At 55.1% G+C, this 22,952-nt stretch carries 21 protein-coding genes; 2 read left to right on the forward strand and 19 right to left on the reverse strand.

Annotated elements, in window-relative coordinates:
• Positions 1-129: 129 nt before the first annotated feature.
• The 12 genes from ACL7TT_RS04775 to ACL7TT_RS04830 form a co-directional block, all read right to left on the reverse strand.
• Positions 130-1,089: a lipid A-modifier LpxR family protein gene (locus ACL7TT_RS04775; RefSeq protein ID WP_413393574.1), complete on the reverse strand. Its 960-nt coding sequence runs from the start codon at positions 1,087-1,089 to the stop codon at positions 130-132.
• A 703-nt stretch (positions 1,090-1,792) separates the two neighbouring features.
• Positions 1,793-2,359: a CDP-diacylglycerol--glycerol-3-phosphate 3-phosphatidyltransferase gene (gene pgsA, locus ACL7TT_RS04780; RefSeq protein WP_299946423.1), complete on the reverse strand. Its 567-nt coding sequence runs from the start codon at positions 2,357-2,359 to the stop codon at positions 1,793-1,795.
• A gap of 104 nt (positions 2,360-2,463) precedes the next feature.
• On the reverse strand, positions 2,464-4,278 hold the full coding sequence (gene uvrC / locus ACL7TT_RS04785; protein ID WP_413393576.1) for an excinuclease ABC subunit UvrC: 1,815 nt from the start codon (positions 4,276-4,278) through the stop codon (positions 2,464-2,466).
• Between the two features lie 40 nt (positions 4,279-4,318).
• A complete protein-coding gene (uvrY, locus tag ACL7TT_RS04790) occupies positions 4,319-4,972 on the reverse strand; it encodes a UvrY/SirA/GacA family response regulator transcription factor (protein ID WP_299946426.1) in 654 nt (217 codons plus the stop codon).
• Positions 4,973-4,983: 11 nt separating this feature from the next.
• A complete protein-coding gene (locus ACL7TT_RS04795; protein ID WP_413393578.1) occupies positions 4,984-5,196 on the reverse strand; it encodes a hypothetical protein in 213 nt (70 codons plus the stop codon).
• A gap of 355 nt (positions 5,197-5,551) precedes the next feature.
• Positions 5,552-6,568 carry a UDP-N-acetylmuramate dehydrogenase gene (murB, locus tag ACL7TT_RS04800; RefSeq protein WP_413393580.1) on the reverse strand — a complete coding sequence of 339 codons (1,017 nt, stop codon included), beginning with the start codon at positions 6,566-6,568 and terminating at the stop codon, positions 5,552-5,554.
• A gap of 12 nt (positions 6,569-6,580) precedes the next feature.
• On the reverse strand, positions 6,581-7,348 hold the full coding sequence (gene kdsB / locus ACL7TT_RS04805; protein ID WP_413393674.1) for a 3-deoxy-manno-octulosonate cytidylyltransferase: 768 nt from the start codon (positions 7,346-7,348) through the stop codon (positions 6,581-6,583).
• Positions 7,338-8,372, reverse strand: coding sequence for a tetraacyldisaccharide 4'-kinase (gene lpxK / locus ACL7TT_RS04810; RefSeq protein ID WP_413393582.1), 1,035 nt, complete (start codon positions 8,370-8,372; stop codon positions 7,338-7,340). The genes kdsB and lpxK overlap by 11 nt, the downstream gene beginning before the upstream one ends.
• A 9-nt stretch (positions 8,373-8,381) precedes the next feature.
• Entirely contained in the window at positions 8,382-10,211 is a 1,830-nt protein-coding gene (gene msbA / locus ACL7TT_RS04815) for a lipid A export permease/ATP-binding protein MsbA (RefSeq protein WP_413393584.1), read from the reverse strand.
• Between the two features lie 86 nt (positions 10,212-10,297).
• Complete coding sequence (locus ACL7TT_RS04820; protein ID WP_299946438.1) at positions 10,298-10,717, reverse strand: ExbD/TolR family protein; 420 nt, start codon at positions 10,715-10,717, stop codon at positions 10,298-10,300.
• Between the two features lie 15 nt (positions 10,718-10,732).
• Positions 10,733-11,356 carry a MotA/TolQ/ExbB proton channel family protein gene (locus ACL7TT_RS04825; RefSeq protein WP_413393587.1) on the reverse strand — a complete coding sequence of 208 codons (624 nt, stop codon included), beginning with the start codon at positions 11,354-11,356 and terminating at the stop codon, positions 10,733-10,735.
• Between the two features lie 81 nt (positions 11,357-11,437).
• Positions 11,438-13,966 carry a DNA internalization-related competence protein ComEC/Rec2 gene (locus tag ACL7TT_RS04830; protein WP_413393589.1) on the reverse strand — a complete coding sequence of 843 codons (2,529 nt, stop codon included), beginning with the start codon at positions 13,964-13,966 and terminating at the stop codon, positions 11,438-11,440.
• Positions 13,967-14,292: 326 nt separating this feature from the next.
• Here ACL7TT_RS04830 and ACL7TT_RS04835 point away from each other — a divergent pair, with 326 nt between their 5' ends.
• Positions 14,293-15,267 carry a porin gene (locus ACL7TT_RS04835; RefSeq protein ID WP_413393590.1) on the forward strand — a complete coding sequence of 325 codons (975 nt, stop codon included), beginning with the start codon at positions 14,293-14,295 and terminating at the stop codon, positions 15,265-15,267.
• Between the two features lie 138 nt (positions 15,268-15,405).
• Here the strand turns inward: ACL7TT_RS04835 and ACL7TT_RS04840 are convergent, their stop codons facing one another.
• The 6 genes from ACL7TT_RS04840 to ACL7TT_RS04865 all read right to left on the reverse strand — a co-directional run bounded on the left by ACL7TT_RS04840 (position 15,406) and on the right by ACL7TT_RS04865 (position 21,823).
• A complete protein-coding gene (locus ACL7TT_RS04840) occupies positions 15,406-16,950 on the reverse strand; it encodes a bifunctional 2-methylcitrate dehydratase/aconitate hydratase (protein WP_413393592.1) in 1,545 nt (514 codons plus the stop codon).
• Positions 16,951-17,399: 449 nt separating this feature from the next.
• Positions 17,400-17,615, reverse strand: coding sequence for a cold-shock protein (locus tag ACL7TT_RS04845; RefSeq protein WP_020413094.1), 216 nt, complete (start codon positions 17,613-17,615; stop codon positions 17,400-17,402).
• Between the two features lie 276 nt (positions 17,616-17,891).
• Positions 17,892-19,010 carry a mechanosensitive ion channel family protein gene (locus tag ACL7TT_RS04850; protein WP_413393594.1) on the reverse strand — a complete coding sequence of 373 codons (1,119 nt, stop codon included), beginning with the start codon at positions 19,008-19,010 and terminating at the stop codon, positions 17,892-17,894.
• 51 nt (positions 19,011-19,061) lie between these two features.
• Positions 19,062-20,078 carry a beta-N-acetylhexosaminidase gene (gene nagZ, locus ACL7TT_RS04855; protein WP_413393596.1) on the reverse strand — a complete coding sequence of 339 codons (1,017 nt, stop codon included), beginning with the start codon at positions 20,076-20,078 and terminating at the stop codon, positions 19,062-19,064.
• 47 nt (positions 20,079-20,125) lie between these two features.
• Positions 20,126-20,758: a TetR/AcrR family transcriptional regulator gene (locus ACL7TT_RS04860; protein ID WP_413393598.1), complete on the reverse strand. Its 633-nt coding sequence runs from the start codon at positions 20,756-20,758 to the stop codon at positions 20,126-20,128.
• A 426-nt stretch (positions 20,759-21,184) separates the two neighbouring features.
• The gene (locus tag ACL7TT_RS04865) at positions 21,185-21,823 is read right to left on the reverse strand and encodes an LOG family protein (RefSeq protein WP_299944068.1); all 639 of its coding nucleotides are present in this window, start codon (positions 21,821-21,823) and stop codon (positions 21,185-21,187) included.
• Between the two features lie 159 nt (positions 21,824-21,982).
• Between ACL7TT_RS04865 and lexA the strand changes: the two genes are divergently transcribed.
• Complete coding sequence (gene lexA, locus ACL7TT_RS04870; RefSeq protein WP_299944071.1) at positions 21,983-22,588, forward strand: transcriptional repressor LexA; 606 nt, start codon at positions 21,983-21,985, stop codon at positions 22,586-22,588.
• A 68-nt stretch (positions 22,589-22,656) separates the two neighbouring features.
• Here the strand turns inward: lexA and ACL7TT_RS04875 are convergent, their stop codons facing one another.
• Complete coding sequence (locus tag ACL7TT_RS04875) at positions 22,657-22,914, reverse strand: hypothetical protein (protein WP_413393600.1); 258 nt, start codon at positions 22,912-22,914, stop codon at positions 22,657-22,659.
• Between the last annotated feature and the right edge of the window lie 38 nt (positions 22,915-22,952).

Genomic DNA, 22,952 nt, shown 5'->3' on the forward strand with positions numbered 1-22,952 from the left:
CCCCGCAGAAATGTTTTGGCATCCAGGCTTTTCTCACCGCCTTTTACGTTGACAAAGCAAACATCTGTGATCTTCGGCTGCACTGGCTTTTCAATGGCGCCTCTCAAGCGGGCCGCGAGAAGATTTATTTTAAAAAAACTTTTTGAAAATTAGAGACATAACAAAGTTTCCGGAGGGAGTGCCGCCAATTAAAAAGCTACTCTCCATACGACTTTGTGATGCATAGGCCTTGGAATTATACCTTATATCCACACCCGCTTCATAAGCGCCAAAACCCCAAAACACCCCCAAATTGGCCACTGTAAGCGCTTTCTCTGGGATCACCCCATAACTATATTGCTTTACGCCGCTTCTAACTTTTGAATTTCCCTCCAAAAAAATATTTCTCACCACTGCTGTATGTTCAAGACCGGCTTGAACAAACCAATAAAAATCACCGTCAGGTTGGGTTGAGACACTGCTGAAAGCCGGCAGCCGACTGCCCAGCATCAAACGAAGCCCAACCCCATGGTCCCTAATAATATTACCGCTTCTCCAGCGAAGATAAGGTACCGCGCGGTAAACCACCCCCCCTTTTTGAAAGGCGGACAGAGGAATTTTATAGCCAAGCTGTAACTCTGGCATGAATCCCCATTCGTTATAAACTTGGGAGCGCCAACCTTTGGGGAACGTGGAACCGGTAGCTCTGTGTATCCACTCTTGCATCACTCGCGCACCGGATCTGGGGCCTGTGCTGCCAATATCCAAGGTAACATCAGCACACCAGTTAGCGGAAATCTGGTAGTGGTAGTTGACACCCAAATAGGCCCATCCGCCATAGGGGTGTTCACCATTGGCCGGCGCGGGCTTTGCAAGATTTTCCGGAGTATAGATATCCTGGCCCAAACGCAGCGTAAACGGACTGCTTGCCGACCTCCAGGCTAAAAGGAGTCCGCCGGTATAATCCCTATCCGTCTGGAAAGGAGCGTCGTTCGCCACCTCGATCTGAAGCTGGCCTTTTGCTGTACCGGCCGCCCCAACTGGCAGCGAATCCATGGCAGAGAGCAAAACAACCACTAACAACAGGAAATTCTTGGCACTGTGCTCCATATGCCACTCTTACTTCGCCTGTTCCTTAAGAAGCCAAATCCGATCTCGCTCTGTTGCACTCTCGCACTACTGGTTGCAACAAGGGTATTCCAGCCCCCTCAAAGCCCCGACTGGAGGAGCCCCCTCACTCTGCCACCTCTCACCTTTTCAGTGTCAACAGCCCAATTGCGTCTGGTGAAGTACTGCTTGTTTGCCTAAAGGCCGGGGCAGAAATGATGACCAGTCCCAATCAACTTGCCCCTCACTGACACAGCTCTACTCCGTGGCGGGCGCAACAGCGATAAACTGGCCCCTGAATCAACATCACAATACAAATACTCGCAGCTCAATTTGAACTCTAGCAGGTTGTTGAAAAAGGCCTTCCATGACTTTTTTCAACTTGGGTTTGCGGCGCATGCCCGCAAACCCTCCACGACAAATCAAACACTTACAGGCTTGATTTGCAGCCCGAACATCCCTGTTCGCGTTAGCAGGCTGCTGAAAAATGTTGTTTCAACAGCCCCTAGCAAACCGGCAACAAAAGAATGAGATGAGAAGCGCCCTTTCAATAATCACAATAGCTGGCAGAGCCACTCCGCAACGGACCCGGTCCGCTTCTGGAGCTGAAATACACCTAATGAGGGGGCTATCACATTGCGACCGCAGTACCCCCTTTGCCTCATGGCGCCGATGGGTACCAACAGTGACTTAAAAAGACAATGAGCTAGGGGGGGGTGTGATTATTTGCCATCAGGGTTGGCCAGGCAGCGCGCAGGTACATAACCATTGTCCACAGGGTCAGCGCAGCGGCGATATACAACAGTAGATACCCAAGGGTTTCCATTAGCGGATACTCCCGTACGTCGAAGGCAAGCAATACGATAATAGCCGCCATCTGTGCCGTAGTCTTGACCTTGCCCACATAGGATACGGCAACACTGCTGCGCTGACCAAACTCCGCCATCCATTCCCGCAGACCGGATACCGCAATCTCCCGGCAAATAATCACTGCTGCTGCAATAGTAAACCAGGCATTTTTGTGCAGGCCCACAAGCAGCACCAGGGCGGTGGCCACCATCAGCTTGTCCGCGACGGGGTCCAGGAAGGCACCAAATGCCGTGCTTTGATTCAGTTTTCTTGCCAGGTAACCGTCGAGCCAGTCGGTTGCGGCGGCGGCGGCAAAAATAACTGCCGAGGCGACATAGCTCCATTGATACGGCAGATAGAAAACCATCACCAAGACGGGTATCAATCCGACACGAAGCAATGTCAACTGGTTGGCAAGTGTCATACTTTTCTCTGTTCTTGAAGGGGGACGTACGTTAACAAGCCGTTGCACAAAATGAAACGTCCAGTGAAACAGCCGGACAATAATTCATCAGTTCTATCACCCAATTATTCCTGGTGCAGTAGCGAGTATATAGTTTGTGCGAGTTTGCGGCTGATTCCCTCCACACTGGCAATTTCTGTCGCTGTGGCCCGCTTGATTTCCTGCAGACCACCAAAATGGCGCAGCAATGCCCGTCGACGAGCGGGCCCCACCCCGGCGATGCCCTCCAGGGGCGACTCCCGCCGCTTCTTGTCCCGGCGCGCCCGGTGGCCCGCAATGGCAAACCGATGCGCCTCATCGCGAACCCGTTGAATCAAATGCAAAGCGGGCGAATCGGAAGACAGTACAAGCTCTTTGTTACTGGAAACCACATGGAGGGTTTCAAAGCCCGCTTTGCGCGTCGTGCCCTTGGCAACGCCGATGATTTGTACACCAACCACACCCAGCGCATTAAGAGCGTCCACCGCTTGGCCAACCTGACCCTTTCCGCCATCAATCAACAGAATATTGGGGAATTTGCCCTCGCCCCCTGACAAGCGGGTATAGCGTCGCTTGAGCGCCTGACCCATGGCCGCATAATCATCCCCGGCCTGGATGCCCTTAATATTGAATCGGCGGTAATCCGACTTGACCGGACCGCCGGTATCAAATACAACACATGACGCCACCGTAGCCTCACCTGATGAATGGCTGATATCGAAGCACTCCAACCTATCCGGAAGCTGCTCTAACCCAAGCGCTTCCTGCAGCGCTTCAAAGCGGTCGAACAGCCTCTGCTGCGCAGCGGTACGGCTGCTCAAATTCTGTCGGGCCGCCTGTTGCGCCATCTCCACCCAAGTGGCGCGCTTGCCGCGCAATTTGTGCGCTATGGTAACCTCTCGCCCACTCTGGGCGCCCAGGGCCTGCTGCAGCGGCACCACATCCTCCAGGGCTTCGGACACAAGAATTTCGCGGGGGATTTCCCGCGCACTGCCGATATAGAACTGCGGTACAAAGGCAGACAACAGCGCAGCATGGCTCAGCCCGAGACGCTCGCTGGGAAAATAACTGCGACTGCCCAATATTCTCCCCAGGCGGATAAACAGCACATGTACACAACAGCTGCCGCTCTCACTGGCAACCCCAAGCACATCCACATCACCGCTGTCGCCCTCGGCCACCTGATCAGCCTGGAGGCGTCGCAATGCGGAAATCTGGTCGCGCAAGCGCGCGGCCTTCTCGAATGCCAGGGCCCTGGAGGCATCGTCCATTTCATCGGCCAATTCCCGAATAATACTGTCGCTTTTGCCGCTGAGGAACATCTCAGCGTGACGCACATCCTGACGGTACTCCTCCTCACCGATAAAATGCACACAGGGCGCAGTGCAGCGCTGGATCTGATATTGCAGGCAGGGTCTTGAACGGTTGCGGAATACGCTGTCTTCACAGGAGCGGATTCGAAAGGTCTTTTGCAGGAAGTTCAGGCTCTCACGCACCGAGGACGCATTGGGAAAAGGGCCAAAATAGCGTCCCTTCCTGTATTTGGCACCGCGATGCAAGCCAATGCGTGGGAAAGCATCGCTGCTGGAAAGAAAAATATAAGGATAACCTTTGTCATCTTTCAGCATGACATTGAAAGGTGGGCGCTGCGCCTTGATCAGGCTTTGTTCCAACACCAGCGCTTCCGTCTCACTGCGCGTGACAGTAACCTCTATGGTGTTGATGCGCTGCACCAGGACCATGGTCTTGGTGGTGAGACCAGAACTGCGAAAATAACTGGAAAGGCGATTGCGCAGGTTTTTCGCCTTGCCCACATAGAGAATATGATTGTTGGCGTCAAACATCTGGTAGACGCCCGACTTTCGGGTAACGGTGGAAAGAAAACGCTTGCTGTCAAACATCTGGCAGTCATTTTTATGGGCCGGCACCTGCCCGCTAAAATTAAAGGGCCGCCTCGGGATCGAGTATCTGGTATTTGACTGCGAGCAGGGTCAATTCAACATCACTGCTGATATTCAACTTCTCGAAAATCCGGTAACGGTAGCTGTTTACTGTTTTGGGGCTGACAGAGAGCGTCTGGGCGATCTCTGCGACCTTGGCCCCATTGACGATCATATCAGCGGTCTGCAGTTCACGCTTGGAAAGTTTTTCGAACGGAGAGCGGTTACCCGTTTGGCCGGAGACATTGCGCAGTGCCATTTTGGTCGCCATGGACTTGCTGATATACGGTTCACCGGACACCACGGTGCGAATTGCGAGAACCATCTCTGCCAGGTCGGCACCCTTGGTGACATACCCCCGGGCGCCCGCTTCGATCAAGCGACCGGGGAACAAATCGTCATCCAGCGCACTCACCGCGACAACTCTCGCCTGCGGACAACGGCGGAGCAGCTTTCGGGTCGCTTCGAGCCCGCCCATGCCGGGCATTTTTACATCCATGAGAATCACATCGACTTCGCGCTGGCGCACAAATTCCAGGGCTTCCTCGCCACAATTTGCCTCGCCAACGACCTCTACTCCCTCGACATCACTCAACATGCGCGAAATCCCCATTCGCACAAGATCGTGATCGTCTACCACCAAGACTTTGATCAAGCTATCCCCAACTACGGATAAGTGCAGCGATTGCGCAGCGTCTTCATCCCCACCGCCTGCGCCCTCGAAACTGCCTTCTTTTTCTTAATTGCGGGGAAACTGCCCCGCACAGATCCACCCCAAGAATCCAACGACAACATACCAGACAAAAACGCTACCGCAAAGCAAAGTTGGCGTTTCAAATGCTGCCAAAAAGTCTGATCGGCAAAGAATTCTGCTGCCATTATACGCAATCGTTACACTGTAAAAACGTACCAAGTTATTTTCCTGCGATCAACAGGTTTTTATTCCGCACGATTTGCACGGCAAAAAGTCAGATAACGAAGATTCTATGGATAATAGAATTCGAAATATATTAAATGCAATTAAATTTCTTTTAGTTATAGATATTGGGATCTGTGCCACAACACAAATCTCTGTTGAACCCGATGACTTAAGCAGTGATTGGACGTCAAGATTCTGCCTAAAACCTCGTGCCAGGGTCACGGCTAGGCAGCAGGGAGCGATATGGAAAAAACAGGGCTGCAGAAGGCGCTGGATTGGCACCGTCAAGGGCCACCGCTCAGCCGGAGCACCCCACTATGGGTAGTAGCGTGGCTCGGGTTCCAGTGACACACCAAATTTTGCACGCACGTCAGCGGCGATCTCCTCGGCCAGCCCCGTCAGTTCATCCCCACTACCCCTGCCGGGGTTGACCAGCACCAGGGCCTGAGAATCGTGCACCCCCACAGCATTGCGCCGGGCCCCCCGCCAACCGGCGCGATCAATCAGCCATGCCGCAGCCAACTTCCAGCGATCCCCCGCTGCAAAAGCCACCAAATCCGGGTGTGCCACCTTAAGGCTTTCATAGCAAACGGTATCTACGACAGGATTCTTGAAAAAACTGCCGGCATTGGGAATTATTTCCGGCAAAGGCAATTTGCTATTGCGGATATCACTCACTGCTCGCGCCACCAGAGCCGGCGTCAGCGCGGCGCGGTCCCAGTTGCGTTTTTGTAGATACTCGCGCAGTGCAGGATAGCCGATATAGGGCTGCCATTTGCCGGGAAGCACCAGGCTCACCTGGGTGATGATGTACTGGTCTCGCAGCGAGCCCTTGAACACACTGTCGCGGTAAGCAAAGGCGCAGTCCCCGGTATCGAATGTATGTATTTCCCCGCTGGCAATTTCCATTGCTTGCAAGCTGCTAAAGCGATCGCGCAACTCAATCCCATAGGCACCGATGTTCTGAATTGGCGCTGCACCCACCTTGCCCGGAATCAAGGCAAGGTTTTCCAGCCCACCCAATCCTTTCTTCACCGTCGTCATCACCAATTGATGCCAATTCTCACCGGCGGCGGCGCTGACAGTGTGACCAAGGTCCTCCGACTTAAGTGAGAGACCACGAAGATCCAACTGGATAGCCAGACCGGGGAAATCCCCGGTCAACACGATATTGCTGCCGCCACCCAAGGGCAAAATGGGAAGGCGCCGCCGCAGCGCAAACGCTAAAGCTTCCCGCAACTGATCCAGCGTTCGCACCCGCGCAAAATGGGCACTCTGAGCAGGTATTGCCAGGGTATTATGGGGTTGTAAATCGATATCGGCTTCTATCATCGGGAAACAGCTTTAGCCGAAAAGTGCCCGTACACGCTGAAGATCCCGCTCGGTATCTATACCGCCAGGCACTTCCGTACAGGCATCGGCTACATGGATATCTTCATCGTGGTACAAAAAACGCAGCTGTTCCAGCGCTTCGAACCGCTCAAGCGGGGCCACAGGCCAGGATACGAAGCTTTGCAACAGCGCCACCCGGTAGGCATAGATACCAATATGTCGGCGAGGTTCCAGGCCAACGGGCAGTTCAATGGCTTCCAGGCTAAAGGCATCCCGCGGCCAGGGTATTGGCGCGCGAGAAAAATAGCGCGCCATCCCCGATTTTGCAGTGACGACTTTTACAATATTCGGATTACGAAAGTCGTCCAGGGTATGAATAGGCTCCGCCAGGGTGGCCACACCGGCGCGCCCATTTGCCGCGAGATTGTGCGCGACCTGATTGATAACCCGGGCCGGGATCAGGGGCTCATCCCCTTGTACATTCACCAGTATGCGATCGTCGGCGAGCCCAAGATTCATCGCCACTTCCTGCAGGCGATCGGTGCCGGAGGCATGATCCGCCGAGGTCATACACACCGCCCCACCGAATGCCCGCACAGCTTCAGCTACGCGCATATCGTCAGTGGCGACAATCACCCGCTCGGCACTGCTCTCCCGTGCCCGCTCATAGACATGCTGCACCATGGGTTTACCGGCAATATCTGCCAGGGGCTTGCCCGGTAATCGACTGGCCGCGAAACGGGCGGGAATAATAACATCGAAAGCGCAATTATTTTTCATCATCAGAAAACTGCTGCAGGTGCCGATGCACCTTTTGATAAAACAGATCGGGTAACTTGGCGCGCACCTCCAGCGCCCACCAGTGGCTCTGCCAGAAGTCGCGGCATTTTACCGCATCCTTCATCGTCATGATGACCGGTGTTTTGCCATCAAAGTGCAGCTCCTGCGGACTGAACTGATGGTGATCGGCAAAGGGTTGCTCCATCACCTTAAAGCCGAGTTGGCGAAGTGCGCGGAAAAAGCGCTGCGGATTGCCGATCGCCGCCACCCCGTGGCAGGGGCCGGGCTCCGGCCCCGAGAGCAGTCGCAGTGTAGAAGTCTGATCGAGGTTAAATTGATGCCAGCAGGATGGCTCCAGTGTCATCTGGAAATCCAGCAGATCTCCGCACTGCTGCCTGACTCCCGAACCGGGCTCGCCGTTACTCACCACAATATCCACAGTCCGCAAACGGGTTTCAGGCTCTCTCAGGGGGCCACAGGGCAGCAAATGGCCATTGCCGAGACCGCGCAGGCCATCCACCACACAAATTTCCAGGCTGCGCCAAAGATTGTAATGCTGCAAACCGTCATCGGACAAAATGACATTGCACTGGTGATAATCAATCAGTGCCCGGGCCGCCTCTGTTCGATTGGGGGAAACCATCACCGGCACACCGGAAATCAGGTGCAGCATCAGTGGTTCATCACCGGATTCCAGCGGGTGCGACTGGGCCGTAACCTGGTAGGGATAGCGCTTGGCGCGGCCGCCGTATCCGCGACTGACAATACCGGGGTTTCTACCCCGCTCTTTCAACCAGCGCGCGAGTTCCGCCACCAACGGCGTTTTGCCGGCACCACCAACAGTGATATTACCCACCACAATGACCGGCGCCGGTAGTGGCGGTGGCGGCGTGCGGGCCAACCTGGCCCTGCGCCGACCGATCAATTGGCGGTAGAGCATCTCCAGTGGTGCGAGCAGGTACAGAGCCCGCCTGCCGCCCTGTTTCGGATACCAGCGCGTATTCAACCAGTCTTCCAGTGACATCCCTGTGCCCTACCCCATCGCCTGCCGTTGCAACAATACGGCATAATGCCCCCCGCGTGCGAGCAACTCCGTGTGACTACCGCTCTCCACTATACGGCCCCTCTCCATCACCAGGATGCGATCGGCATTTTCGATCGTACTCAGGCGATGGGCAATGACAAACGTAGTGCGGTTTTTCATCACCTCCCTCAGGCCGGCCTGAATATGGCGTTCGGACTCATTATCCAATGCCGAAGTCGCCTCATCCAGAATAAGAATGGGAGCATCCTTGAGCAGGGCCCGTGCGATCGACAGACGCTGGCGCTGACCGCCGGAGAGCGTCTGCGCATTGTCACCCAGGGCGGTCTCCAGCCCTTGTGGCAGTGCTTCGATAAATTGAGCCGCATGCGCCTGTTCTATGGCGCGCAGTACATTTTCCCGAGGGGCATCTTCCAGTTCGCCATAGGCGATATTGCGGTAAACGGTATCGTTAAATAAGACGATATTCTGCGATACCATACTGATATGATGGCGCAATTCGGTGACAGGTACAGCGGAGATATCTGTGCCATCCACCAGAATGCACCCGCCACTGGGTTCATAAAAACGGGCCAGCAGACTTACCAGGGTACTTTTGCCGGAGCCCGAAGCCCCGACCAGGGCCACCGTTTCACCCACTCCCACAGAAAAGCTGATCCCTTCAAGGACTTTTGGTGCCGCCTCATCATAGCTGAACTCCAGAGCTTCAAAACTGACCGCCCCGCGCACCGGCCTGGGTAACCTCTGCTTGCCCCCCTGCGGCTCCTTGGGTGCATCCATCACCTCGAAAATACTCTCCGCCGCGGCAATGCCTTTTTGAATATCCGCAAACACCTCGGAGAGACTGCGTACCGGTTTCGCCAGGGAGGCCGCAGCGCCGATATAGGCGGCAAAAACCCCCGCAGTCATGGACTCCACCATACCTGGTGCCAGGGCCAGCCATACAATGGTAGCCGTCGAGAGCCCCACCAAAATCTGTATAACCGACACACTGGCAGTATTGGTCACCACCAGCTTCATAAATTGTCTGCGATTGTTGTCACTGGCTGACAGAAAACGGGAACGCTCATAAGCCTGGCCACCATACATACGTACAACCTGGTAGCCATTGATGGCTTCCTGGGTGACGTGGGTAACATCTCCCATGGAGTTCTGGATACGATGACTCAATTTGCGAAACCGCTTGCCGACCACCCGCACAATAAGAGCGATCAGTGGCGCAAACAGAAAAAAGGTCAACGTGAGTTTCCAGTTCACCAACAGCAGGTATATCAACAGGCCAAGCGTGGTAAAGGATTCGCGGAAAAGCACTTTGATCGCCTTGGTGATGGCGTTGGTAACCTGCTCGACGTTATAGGAGACCTTGGAAATCAGGTAGGCGCCGGTATAACGGTCAAAATAGGCACTGGGAAGCTGGCCGATCCTTTCGAACAATTCGGTGCGAAGCTGGTGAATCACTGCGCGCGCCACATGGGAAAGACCGTAGCTGCCAATAAAGTTGCCCAGCGCCCGCAACACAATAATCAAGAACATCGCCAGGGGAACCAGCCAGCGCGCGGTTTCCTGGGGCATCACGCCTCCGGCATAGTGAGAGGCTACAAATTTTGAGAGAAAACCGCGATTCTCCTGAATACCCGCCCCCACCGCATCGAGCAGCAGCTCGGTTACGGCAATCAGGCTGACACCCATCACAGAAAACAGCAAAAAACCCAGGACTGCAACACCAAAGATGGCAATATGCGGTCGGGCGTAAATGAGCAGACGGCGATAGGTTTGCGCCCCTCGTTGCGGTTTGCTGGGGGACGGGATTTCTCTCTTCATACAGACCAATGAATGGATTCACCCAAACGGGATGAATGCACGCGCGAATCCCACCATCCACCACGGCCAGATACAGACTCTGCGCGCTAGTTTTGTTCCGGTTGCCGTGTAGTAATGCTTAGGTTGACAAAACCCAACTGTCCAGCGGCATCCATTGCCCGAACCACGGCTTGATGATGGGCTGTGGCGTCGGCGGTGATCACAAGCGGGCGATTGTACTCGCCTGCGGAAACTTCTGACAGCGCGGATTTCAAGGTGGTCAGTTTTTTGTTGATCAAAGGCTGACCTTCCACAGCGTAACCACCATCCGCACTGATCAAAATTTCCACAGCACGGGGCTGCTCTGCCGCCTGGGGCCCAGCGGCTTCCGGCAGGTTCAGCTTGAGGTGGCTCTCCTTGGTAAAGGTGGTAGACACCATAAAGAAAATCAACAGGAGAAAAACCACGTCAATCAGCGGCGTGAGGTTCACTCCATCAGACTCTTTGGCTTGACGGCGAAAGTGCATGGGTTGCTACCTCGCTCAGGCCGCGGCTTTGATGTTGCGGTCGCTGTGCAAAGCATCCACAAGCTTCACGGCTTCCTGTTCCATCGCCACCACTATGGTATCCACCCGGCGCTGGAAATATCTGTGTGCCATCAGCGCGGGGATAGCCACGGTCAGGCCCGCAGCGGTAGTGATCAAGGCCTGGCTGATGCCACCGGCCAGTACCCCGGCATTGCCGGTTCCCTCCAGCATAATGGCGGTAAATACCTGGATCATACCAATCACGGTGCCGAGCAGGCCGATCAGTGGTGCAACCGCTGCAATGGTGCCCAATACACCCAAATAGCGCTCGAGTTCATGCACCACTTGACTCGCAGTCTCCTCAATGCTGTCTTTCATCACATCGCGACCATGGCGGGAATTGGACAGGCCGGAGGCAAAAATGCGCCCCAATGGACTGGAGTCCCGCAACGCTTTCAGTTGCTCCGCATCCAGCTGATTGTTTTTCAGCAACCCCCAAACTTCGCTCAACAGGGTCGGTGGCGCTATGCGCTGGGGGTGCAATGTCCAAAGGCGCTCAATACAGATCGCAATTACGGCTACAGAACAGAGCAGGATCGGCAGCATCAGCCAGCCACCGGATTTTATGATTTCTAACACGTTTCTCAGCCCCAAACAGCGAGAGGGATTTCGGGAATTTAACTACTGCATCACAGATGCGGGTTCAGCACTTTACCACAGCTATTCCCGGCGGCTAAGTCCTCCATCGTGCCCTGCCTCATCACTGTGACCCGCATACCAAAATCGCGCAGCGGACCGGGCCAGGCGTACCTGGGGCCGGCTGATTCCCTCCCGCCAAAAAAACGCCACCGCGCCGTTTTGCGCAGTATTGAAAATTTGAGTACCCATTTTGCGGTAACGCTCGACCACCTCGGCATGGGGATGGCCAAAGTGATGGCGAAAACCTGCGCTGAAAACAACCCGCTCCGGCTTCGACCAAACCAGCAGGTTTGTCGATGACGAAGTCCGCGACCCATGATGTGGCGCCACCAGCAGATCCACTGGCGGGAAATGGGGGTACATCTGCTGTAGACGAGTTTCCACCGCACTGCTGATATCCCCTGTCAGCAACAATCGAACCTTGCGCCACTGCACCAGGGCCACACAACTGTGGTCATTTTCCGTACCGCTTAGTGCCTCTCCCTGGGGCCAGAGCCAGTCAATAGTGATATCGCCAATACTGGCGCTTCTGCCGGCCACGCAGGCTTCCGTTGGCACACTGGAATTACCCACCAGGTTGAATCCCAATCGCCCCGGCGCATACAGCCTGCCCGGCAGAAAGGTCTGCAGCAGCCCCTGCACACCACCAGCGTGATCCCTGTCTCCATGGCTGACAATCAGCGCATCCAGGGTACCTGCCCGCGCCGCGACAAGGTAGGGGGTGAGTATGGCGCTGCCGGCGCTCCAACCTGTCGAAGACAGGGGACCCGCGTCATAGACGACATGGGCTTGTGAGGAGTAAAACACCAGCGCCAGTCCCTGGCCAACATCGAGGGCGGTGAACCGAAACCCCTGGCGCTCCGACACCGACAGGGGCAGCAGCGGCTGGAGCAAGGGCAACAGAAACAGCCAGCCCAGGTTGCGCGCCGGCCAACCCCGCGGTAGCAACAGCGCCAATACACCCAGCGCTGCAACCGCCAGCAGCACTGGACCCTGCGGCGGCGCCAGGGTCTGCCAACTGGGCAACAGACGATCCGCAGCCTCCAGGCACCTTATCAAAAGGTCCAGCTGCCAACCGGCGAACCTGAAACAAAGAAGCCCTAAGCTCGTCTCCATCAGCAAGATGCCCAGCATCAGCACAGGCAGGATGAGTACACCAAGCCAGGGAATCGCCACCAAGTTGAACAACATGCCGCCGGCACTGAATCCGGAAAAATACACGACCGAAGGCAAAAGCAATCCCAGAGCCACCAGCCACTGGCTGCGCAGCAGCTGCAAAATACGGGTGAGCCACGAGGATCGCACTGCAGGGAAAGCCCCCGCTTTGAGCACCTGGGTGGTCGATACTGGCTCAAGCGCCAGTGCCAGGCGTCCTCTAAAACCCAGCAGCAGGGCTGCAACTGCAGTGAAAGACAACCAGAATCCCGCTGCGTAAAAGGCCAGCGGCTGCAGGGTGAGTACCAGGGCAAGCGCCAGGGCAAAGGCAATGCCGGCACCAATTCTGCGCCGCCACTGCCAACCCAGCAGCAATACCCAGGTCATCACCAGCGCCCTTTGCGCCGAGAGGGGCGCACCGGCCAGCAGGGTATAAATCAGGGTGCCCGCCAAAGCCAGCGCCACAGACAGGATCGCGGGGGTAACGCCTGTCAGAATGCCGACACCCCGGGCAATGCCATGACCGAGCAGCAATAGAAATCCCGCCACCATGCCCACATGCAGCCCCGAAATCGCCAGCAGGTGCGCTGTACCCGTCCGCTTCAACAGGTCTCGATCCGCCTGGACAAGACCGCTGCGATCACCCAGCAGTAACGCGCTGATCAGTGCTGTCCGCCCCACCGGCAGTGCTAGCAGCCTGTCGCGCAACATACTGCGCAGCGACCCTATTCCCGCGCCCTGCCCCAACCACTGCGGGGTCGCGTCCCCAGGGCGCACATAGCCTGTCGCAAATACCCCCCTTTGCAGGAGCCAATGCTCATAATCAAAACTGTGGGGGTTCACACTGCCCCGCGGGCGCATCAATCGCACCGGCAATAACCAGCGGCTGGCACCGCGCAGTTGGGACAGCGTGTCGGCATCGGCACGATACCAGGTGAGATACAAGAGGCTACCCGCTGCAACCGGACTCCGCCTTTTGCCCGGAGGCGCCCCCAAAACCACCGCCTGGAAACGCACACTGCGTGCCTGCGACCCGTCCCATTGATCACCGTTACCGGAGCGAATTTCCGGCAGGGATACGATTTGGACCCGGAGCAGGTGGTCGGAGCCGTGTATCTCAATGGGCAGGCGTTGTTGCAGCGCTTTCTGGTTGCTCCACAACCCCCAGCCAGCACCGGCAAGGGAGACGGCCAACACAATCAGTGCGGGCCTGTGCCGGGGCTGTATGAGCACCACCAGGGCCAATGACACATAGACGCCCAACAGCAGCCCCGTTTGAGGAAGTTCAGGTAGACAACCGACGCCCATGAGGGACAGTGAAAATATCCAGAGCAGCGGAGTGGGACCCCAGAGTCGCCTTTCACCAGATACCCTCCGCCAATAAAGCATACCCATTTGCCCCCGCTGTCCCTGCTCGATTCAATGCCTTTACATCAGCAGGTAATACCCCCATTCGCACTTGAATCAACCTGAGGGACTGCCAGAAACCCAAGAGCAGGTACAAGCGAACCAAAAGAAAGAGGGTATCGTTAGCTTATGCTGCCTCCAGGTGGCATTAAGGCCTTTGCGTAACACTCACTGGTCATATTATTTTAAAAAAAGCGCCATCTTTAACCTTTTTGTAATATTCAGGTCGCAGAATCCGCACCAGATTGAGGGGTCGTCAATAAAGCGAACGAAAACCCCCCTCTGACCAAACCCATAAACTGTGCGAGACGATTATGAACAAGACCGCGCTCTCTCTGGCCATCGTTACCCTGATCCCCACTGTGGCCAATGCTCAGGATGAAGGCGAACTAGTAGATTTTTACGGCAAAGCCAATGTCGCCCTGCAGTCTGCCGACGAGGGCGACGGCTCTGTCACCGACGTTCAGAGCAATGCCTCTCGCCTCGGCGTGAAGGGCGAAATCGCTCTGACCGAGAGCATCAAGGGCATCTACCGTTTGGAATACGAAGTGGATATGGACGGCGACACCGAAGACACCTTCTCCCAGCGCAATATCTACGCTGGCCTGGAAGGCGGTTTCGGTCAGGTGATCGCGGGCAAGTTTGACACCCCACTGAAGATTGCCCAGAAGAAAGTGGATTTGTTCAACGATCTGGAGGGCGACATCAAGAGCCTGATCACCAAGAGCGACAACCGCGAAGCAGACAGTTTTCAGTACACTACTCCGTCTTTCGCTGGTTTTAAAGCCTCTGCCGCTTACATCAGCCACAAAGACGCTGTGATTGGCTATGAGGACCTCGGCCTAAATGAGGCAGGTGACGAAATACTCAGGGAGATCACCCGGGAAAACGGGGCTTCCGTCTCGATCGCCTACGACAACAACGGTGTTTACCTGGCCTACGCTGTTGACCAGGACGTTGAAGAAAATGACCGTGACGTTCAGCGCTTCGTCGCCCAATACAATCTTGGCCCCCTCCAGGTCGGCGCCCTTTTCGAAGATCAGGAAAAAGCTGACGGCAGCAACCAGGACGGCTGGATGGGTTCTGTTGCCTACAAGATCGAGCAATGGACCCTGAAAGCCCAGTACGGCCAGTCCGACATTGTCAAGGAGGACGGAAAAACCTACAGCCTTGGGGTCGACTACAAGTTCAACAGCGCGGCCAAGGTTTTTGGATTCTACACCGATGAAAGCGCAGATGCAGGCTACGACCGCAGCTACGCTGGCATCGGTGCCGAGTACAAATTCTAGGAGCACTTGATACGCCGGCGACTCCAATTGGGAAGGGCCATCTGATCACCCCACCCTGTGAGTGCTTGAATAGGCGGCCACTGGCCGCCGCATTAATGCCCACCTGGCAGTCCTTCCCCCCGCTGACGACACGGGGCACTAAATCACCAATAAATCCATAAACCGATGTACCGGCAGGTTCCGGAGGCGTCGCAAGTCCTGGCATAACGCCAAAATTTTCTCCATTTGGCCCCGGGGAAAGCGGGAAGCCAGGTTCTGGCGAAACTTGTTCTCCAGCAGTGGAATTCCCTCCTGCCGGCGACGGCGGTGTCCAATGGGGTATGCCACCTCGATCTTTTTTGTCGAGCTGCCGTCTCGAAAAAAGACCTGCACTGCATTGGCAATAGAGCGTTTGTCCGGGTCCAGGTAATCCCTCGAGTAGCAGTTGTCCTCAACCACCGCCATTTTGTCGCGCAGCACATCAATTTCCGGATGCGCCCTATGGAAATCATCTTGGTAGTATTCAGCCTGCAGATTGCCAAATAACAGTGACACGGCAACCACATACTGGAGACAGTGATCTCTATCTGCCGCATTCGCCAAAGGGCCGCGTTTCGAGATAATACGGATCGCCGACTCCTGCGTTGTCACCACAATCCTGTCGACCTCTGTAAGCCTTTCAACCACTTGCGGGTGCAGCGCAATGGCTGCTTCACAGGCAGTCTGGCTGTGGAACTCGGCCGGAAAGGAGACCTTAAACAGAATGTTCTCTATCACATAAGACCCATAGCCACAGGAAAATTGAAACTGCCGGTCTCCCTCCAGCTTTACTTTCTGATCCGCATTGGTTTTGCTAAAACAGACATCGTAAAAACCCCACTGATGTGCGCTGAGGGCAGTGGGCACTCCCATTTCCCCAAGCACTGCCATCTGCGCAAGCCATAGACCCCTAGATGAGGCATCCCCCGCTGCCCAGGACTTGCGCGAACCGGTATTGGGGGTGTGCCGATAGGTGCGCAGGGCGCTGCCATCCACCCAGGCCAGGGATACCGCCGCCATTATTTCCGCTCGACTGCCACCTTTCATCCAGGCCGCGACCGCCGCTGAAGCCACTCGCACCAACAGTACATGGTCCAAGCCAACGCGGTTAAAGCTGTTTGCCACCGCCAGCACGCCCTGAATTTCGTAGGCTTTGACCATGGCCTCAAGTACTTTTTGCATCGGCACTTGGGGGCCACCCTGTACCCGCTGCTGTTGCGACAGATAATCGCCCACCGCGAGTATAGCGCCCAGGTTATCCGAGGGATGACTCCACTCCGCGGCCAACCAGGTATCGTTAAAATCCAGCCAGCGTATTGTACAGCCGATATCCCAGGCCGCTTTCACAGGGTCCAGTTGAAACCGGGTGCCCGGCACTCGCGCGCCACCGGGCACCCAGGTCCCCTCCACCAAAGGACCCAGCAACTTGGTACATTCGGGAAAGCGCAGCGCCAGAAGAGCGCAGCCAAGGGCATCCATCAGGCAATAGCGTGCGGCATCCCAGGCTGCATCGGAATCAATAGAGTAATTCAGGACATAGTCAGCGATATCCTGAATCACAGGATCGTAATCGGGCCGCGTATTCTGGTCGATGCCGGGGTGCATAGCGGGACTTCCATGTCGAAGAAGAGCATAACGGGCAGCTGCTTTTACTACCCAGTTCATCGTGGATACCAACCACCAGGACTCATACCATTGTATTCAAAAGACACTGACCGGCCGGATACCTGTTTGATTCACGCTATGTCCCGGTTTGCCACCATTGCCAAAAAATACTGTGAAAGCGAAAAAAAAACGAATATACGAAAGCCTCTGCACCCAATTATTCACAACATCAATAAACGCTAGGGCGAGCAGCGCCGCCTGGCTGCCACCCCTTGAATACCAACAGCAATGTAAGTTACGCCAGTATTCCCAGGCCCGGCGGCAGCGCGCCACTAATCCTATTTATACGCTCATGCATTGGATTGCCAAGCGAGCCAGTCTGTATGATAACGAACGAAATTAGAAAAGCGGGTCGAAAGACCCGCTTTTCTAGAGGCGCTGGCAGAGCTGGCAGCTAACAATCACCCAACCCCGCACGACAACAGTTCTTTCAACGAGCAATCCGGGAATCACTCACAGGGAACAACATCTTCCGCCAGCAGTCCTTTGTCACCTTGTTGCATTTCGAACTCAACCGCCTGCCCCTCATTAAGGGTCTTATAACCCTCGCCGCGGATGCTACGGTAGTGAACAAAAATATCTTCAGTTCCTTCTCCACAGGTGATGAAGCCATAACCCCTTGCGTTATTAAACCACTTCACAGTACCTGTAACGCGATCACTCATTGAGACAACCTCATTATTGTTATTGCGCCCACCTCTATTACCCCATACGTAAAGAGGGACAAACGCCACCCTATTATTAACAGACTGCGCCATGCAGAATGCTGTCTTGAATCATCCTTTGGACAGATATCCAGCGAACGTAAACTGATTTTTAGATAAAACAGCGCCAGTGTCTAGTTTTCTATGTGAAATAGATACTAGGTTTGTACCGATATGCGTAATTAACCGTCAAAAGCTTGGCAAAGGGCAGTATCTATATGACTCACTTGTACCTTATTACACTTGCGGTGGGCTGTCACACACAGGCTCCCGTGTTAATGAAGGAATATCGGCAATATGTAAGGTAGACGTAGGAAATGCACAGGAGGCTCCATGACCCTCGACAATCCTTAAGATTGATAATAAAACCTCCTGTTTTATCTCGTGAAAACGGATCCAGTCTGTCGTTCGCGTAAACGTATACACAAAGAAATCCAGCGATGAGACGGCGAAGCTGTTGAAGTTAACGATCAGTGTTCGATTGGCATCTATTTCTGGGTGCCGCTGTAACATTGCCCTTACATCTGAAACAATCGACGCCATCAAATGCGCATCTTCATAACGGATGCCGATGGTTTCGAAAATCCTCCGATTTAGCATGCGTGAAGGGTTTTCTACCGCAATCTGGGTAAAAACACTATTGGGCACATAGACCGGGCGCAGATCGAAGGTACGTATCCGGGTAAGGCGCCAACCGATATCCTCGACTGTGCCCTCAATCTCCTTATCTGGTGAGCGTATCCAGTCCCCCACCGCAAAGGGGCGGTCCAGGTAGATCATCAGGCCACCGAAAAAATTTGCCAACAAATCCTTGGCCGCGAAACCTACCGCCAGTCCGCCGATTCCACCGAAAGCCAGCAGGCCACTCACGCTGTAGCCCAGGAACTGCATAATTACAATGCCTGAGGTAATGGCTATGGAGGCCCTGACAAGCTTACCGATCGCACGTACCGTGGTTGCATCCATCGGCTTGCCGATATAGCGCGGATTGCTCAGATTGCACTCGGTACTGTGGGAGAAACGCCAGGCAAACCAGGCCAGAACCAGGATAAGCCCTATCTCCCGCATCGGTTCTGCTACAGAGAAGATTTCCGCACCGGTGGCCTGTTCCGCATACTGTGCCGCAAACGTCAGTCCCAGCAACCACACCAAAACCTGCCCTGGGGGCGACAGTGCCCGCACCAGGGCATCATCCCAAGGGTTCTCTGTCTTTTCAGCCCGAGCCGCCAGCCGCATGACGAAACGGCCATACATCCAGGCAGCCAGTGCCGCAATCAGTACGAACAGGAAGACAATCACGATCCAGGCGCGATTCTCGCCCAACCAGGACAATAGCAAGTGCTCTACGGATTCCACTAACACCCCCTACGTTTAACAACCATACAGCCCAACTGCCCCCTCTCTCTACTAATGGTGCCAGGATAAGAGCCAGTCGCGCGTTCTGTGCCAACGGGCATTGGTTTCCAGCTCAGGCCAAGTAGTGATAGAGGGCCTGCCGCGCATGGCACTCAGGCGCGCACGGGATTCTGAATGCGGCACAAAGTCCCGCAGGGCGGCGAGCGCCTCCAGGGCGCCCTCACGACTGTTGCACACTACCCCCATATCGCAGCCGGCCTCCAGGGCAGCTCGGATTCTCTCCCCATAGCCGCCAATGACAGCAGCACCGTTCATAGACAGATCATCGCTGATAATAACCCCGCCAAAGCCGAGGCGTCCCCGCAGGATATCCTGTAGCCAGTAGCGGGAAAAGCCCACAGGTCGGCTATCAATATTCACGAAATGAATATGGGCCGGCATAACTGCATCCAACTCTGCGGTACCAATACAGTCAATAAATGGCAAGGCATCGGACTCCATCACCTGATCCAGGGTGCGCCCATCCTCGGGCAATTCCCTATGGCTGTCCTCAAGCACATGGCCGTGGCCTGGAAAATGCTTGCCGGTCGCCGCCATGCCCGCCTCCCGCATGCCCTGGATAAACGGGCGTACAAATGCGGTCAGGCGCTTGGGGTCTGCGCAAAAGCTGCGGTCACCAATGACCCGACTGCGTTGGTCATCTGCGTCCAAAACCGGCGCAAAACTGAAATCCACCCCAACTGTCAGCAATTCTGCCGCCAGCAGCCAGCCCACATCCCGCAGCTGCTCCTGTGAGGCTCGCGCGGACAGGGCCTGCAGGGATGGCAGCCGGGTAAATTCATCGCGAAAACGCTGGACTCTGCCCCCTTCCTGATCGACAGCCAACAGCAACTCCGGACGCACCGTGCGGATTGCAGTAATCAGCTCCTGCAACTGGACCCGGTTGTGATAGTTGCGCGCGAAAAAAATCACTCCCCCCACAAGCGGATGTCTCAGCAACTCGCAATCCTCACCGGAAAGCTCAAGCCCCTCAATATCGACCATAACCGGCCCCAGCGGTGCAGACATAATAAGCTCCTCGAATAGTTCCGCCGCCTGAACACCTCTGTCAGAGGCTATTTCGCAACAACCTTGAGCATGGCAGTGGCAGCTGGCACCAGTCGCTCCAGAGTCTCCGGCAAACTGCTCTGCGCACCAAAATCCTCCCTCAGGATAGCCTCTATGGCATCGAAACTCGACAACGTAAAGATGGTCGCACCCAACATAAAGTACAGGCGCCAGTAGAAAGTGACAGGGTCCACCCCGGGGAGGGCTCCTGCCAACAGGCCGGCAAAACGGCGATAGCTATCGCCATATCGGGACACGATGAAACGGCGCAAATGCCCCTGGAACTGCGTATAGGCCAACCCTAAAAGGCGCATGAAACGCTGGGGGTTGAGGCCATTTTCACTGAGACTGCCGAGCCCCACCCGGTAGAGACTCCCCAACAGGTCTTCCACATGCAGGGGCAGTCCAGATGCAGCCCGCCGGTCCAGCTCTGACTCCAGCGCGCAAGTGAACGGGGTTAAAAAACGTTCAAATACCGCCTGAATCAATGCTTTCTTTGAACCAAAGTGATAGTTGACCGCGGCCAGATTAACCCCGGCCGTGCTGGTGATTGTCCTAAGGGATGTCTCGGTAAAGCCGCGCTCCGCAAACAGAACCTCTGCGGCGTCCAGTATGCGGCTAACGGTGTCCGTATGGCTCATAAGCATTAGACCAAAATTTAAAACAGGTGTTTGATTCTGGCCAGACTAGCACATTCCACCATCGCACCGGTGACACCTTGTTCTACCCCCCCAAGTCCCCGATCAATCATCGAGGCCGTGGCCACAGTGCGTATTGGTTAGGAAAGCTATGTTGAGACGTACCACTCCCCTAGGAGCAGGTGTGGTTGGCTTAGTTATGGCTAGCCCGCCCTACTCTAGATTGCCGGGTCATTGCGATGCGAGAGGGTGCTGCCGCCAGGCCCAGGCCGGTGCGAGTCACACAATAAAGGCAGTCTGTGCCTTTGTGCCGGTTTTTCAAAAGCGTCTATCCAACAGATCTTGACCAATAGATCCTGATAGTGCGGTTTCCTCTGCGGGCTAAAATACGAAGGGAAGGTAGGCGCGGCACACAGGGAAAAACTCCGGTCACCCCTGAGGTCGCATATAATGCAGTATCAGCTCTGCCGCCTCCTCTACTGTCTCTACGATGTGGAACAAGTCCAGATCTCCTGCATCAATGCAATTTCGCTCCAAAACCGTATCCACTAGCCAGTTGTAGAGGCCACTCCAGTAGTGCCTATCCACTAGTACAATGGGAAAACGGCGTACTTTTTGCGTTTGCACCAAAGTTAGTGCCTCGAATAATTCGTCCAAGGTGCCGTAACCTCCCGGCAGCCCCACAAACCCCACAGCATGCTTGACAAACATAAATTTACGCACAAAGAAATAACGAAAATTCAAACTGATATCCTGATAGGGGTTGGCCGTTTGCTCAAAGGGAAGCTCGATATTCAAACCGATCGAAGTACCCGGCAGGTCAAAAGCACCACGATTACACGCCTCCATCAAACCCGGTCCCCCACCGGTGATAACCGAAATACCCTCTGCTGCCAATAGCTCACCCAGTTTCACGCCCTGCTGGTATTCAGAGCTATTCTCTGTAAAGCGCGCACCACCAAAAACCGTAACCGCACCACTGAGTGCGATCAGGCGTTCAATGCCATCTACCAACTCCGACTGTATGCGCAGCACCCGCCATGCCTCGGCCATTTTTGCATCCAGCATTATTCCCTCTCTGTCAGGCCTTTCAACAATCGTGTTCATTTCCTGTCTGCATAACCAATGTAGCAGCATATAGAACGGGGGTGCATTGGGATTGCAAGAACATCAATTCTGTATATAATCCCAGCAACTGTATAAAAATACAGAACTTCAGGTAACCCTATGACCAATCTCACCGCCCGACAAACCCAAGTATTGGAGCTGATCAAAGCCTATTTGGTTGAAACAGGTTATCCGCCGACCCGGGCGGAAATTGCCCAAGAGCTGGGATTCCGATCACCCAATGCCGCAGAAGAGCACCTCAAGGCTCTGGCGCGCAAAGGAGCCATTGAGATGGTCGCTGGCGCCTCCCGCGGCATTCGGATTCCCGACCACCAATCCGGCCTTCCCATCATTGGTCGTGTTGCCGCGGGTCACCCTATTCTCGCGGCAGAACACATCGAGGACTATTGCAACCTTCCCGCCAACTTCTTCCGCCCCCCTGCAGACTACCTGCTTCGGGTACACGGGATGAGTATGCGCGATGCGGGCATACTCGACGGTGATCTGCTTGCGGTACAAAAAACCGAACAGGTCAGGAATGGACAAATTGTCGTGGCGCGCATTGACGACGAGGTAACCGTTAAACGTTTCCGCCGCAAAGGCAACCAGGCGGCGGTGCAGTTGCTGCCTGAAAACGAGGACTTTGACATCCTTCGGGTGGATATGCGGGACAACAACTTTGTGATTGAAGGGTTGGCCGTGGGCGTTATTCGTCAAACCCCCTAATTTTTCACGCCTGAAACGAAAACAGCGGCCACTGGCCGCTGTTGAAACTCCCCTGGGTAACCGCTCGATCAGTGGATCGTATGGTTAACCGGCATTGCCTCCTCGTCTTCCTCAAGGTAACCAGGCTCCAGGTCATCCAGATTATGCACAGCCTCAATGCCCGCTTCCAGCATAGCGCGGGCAATAGCCACCTTATGCTTTCTCATAAACTGGAGACTCTCGTCTGAGAAATGAATACTCACCAGAGGGTCCTCCTTGTGGCCACTACGACGCAATGCCACGTCGCCATTGGCCAGTTCAATAATCTCAAAAGTTTCGGAGGACATTTGCTTTTCCTTCACCACAAATCAATTTCCGCCCAGTG

Source organism: Microbulbifer jejuensis, from assembly GCF_047289955.1.
Lineage (GTDB): Bacteria > Pseudomonadota > Gammaproteobacteria > Pseudomonadales > Cellvibrionaceae > Microbulbifer.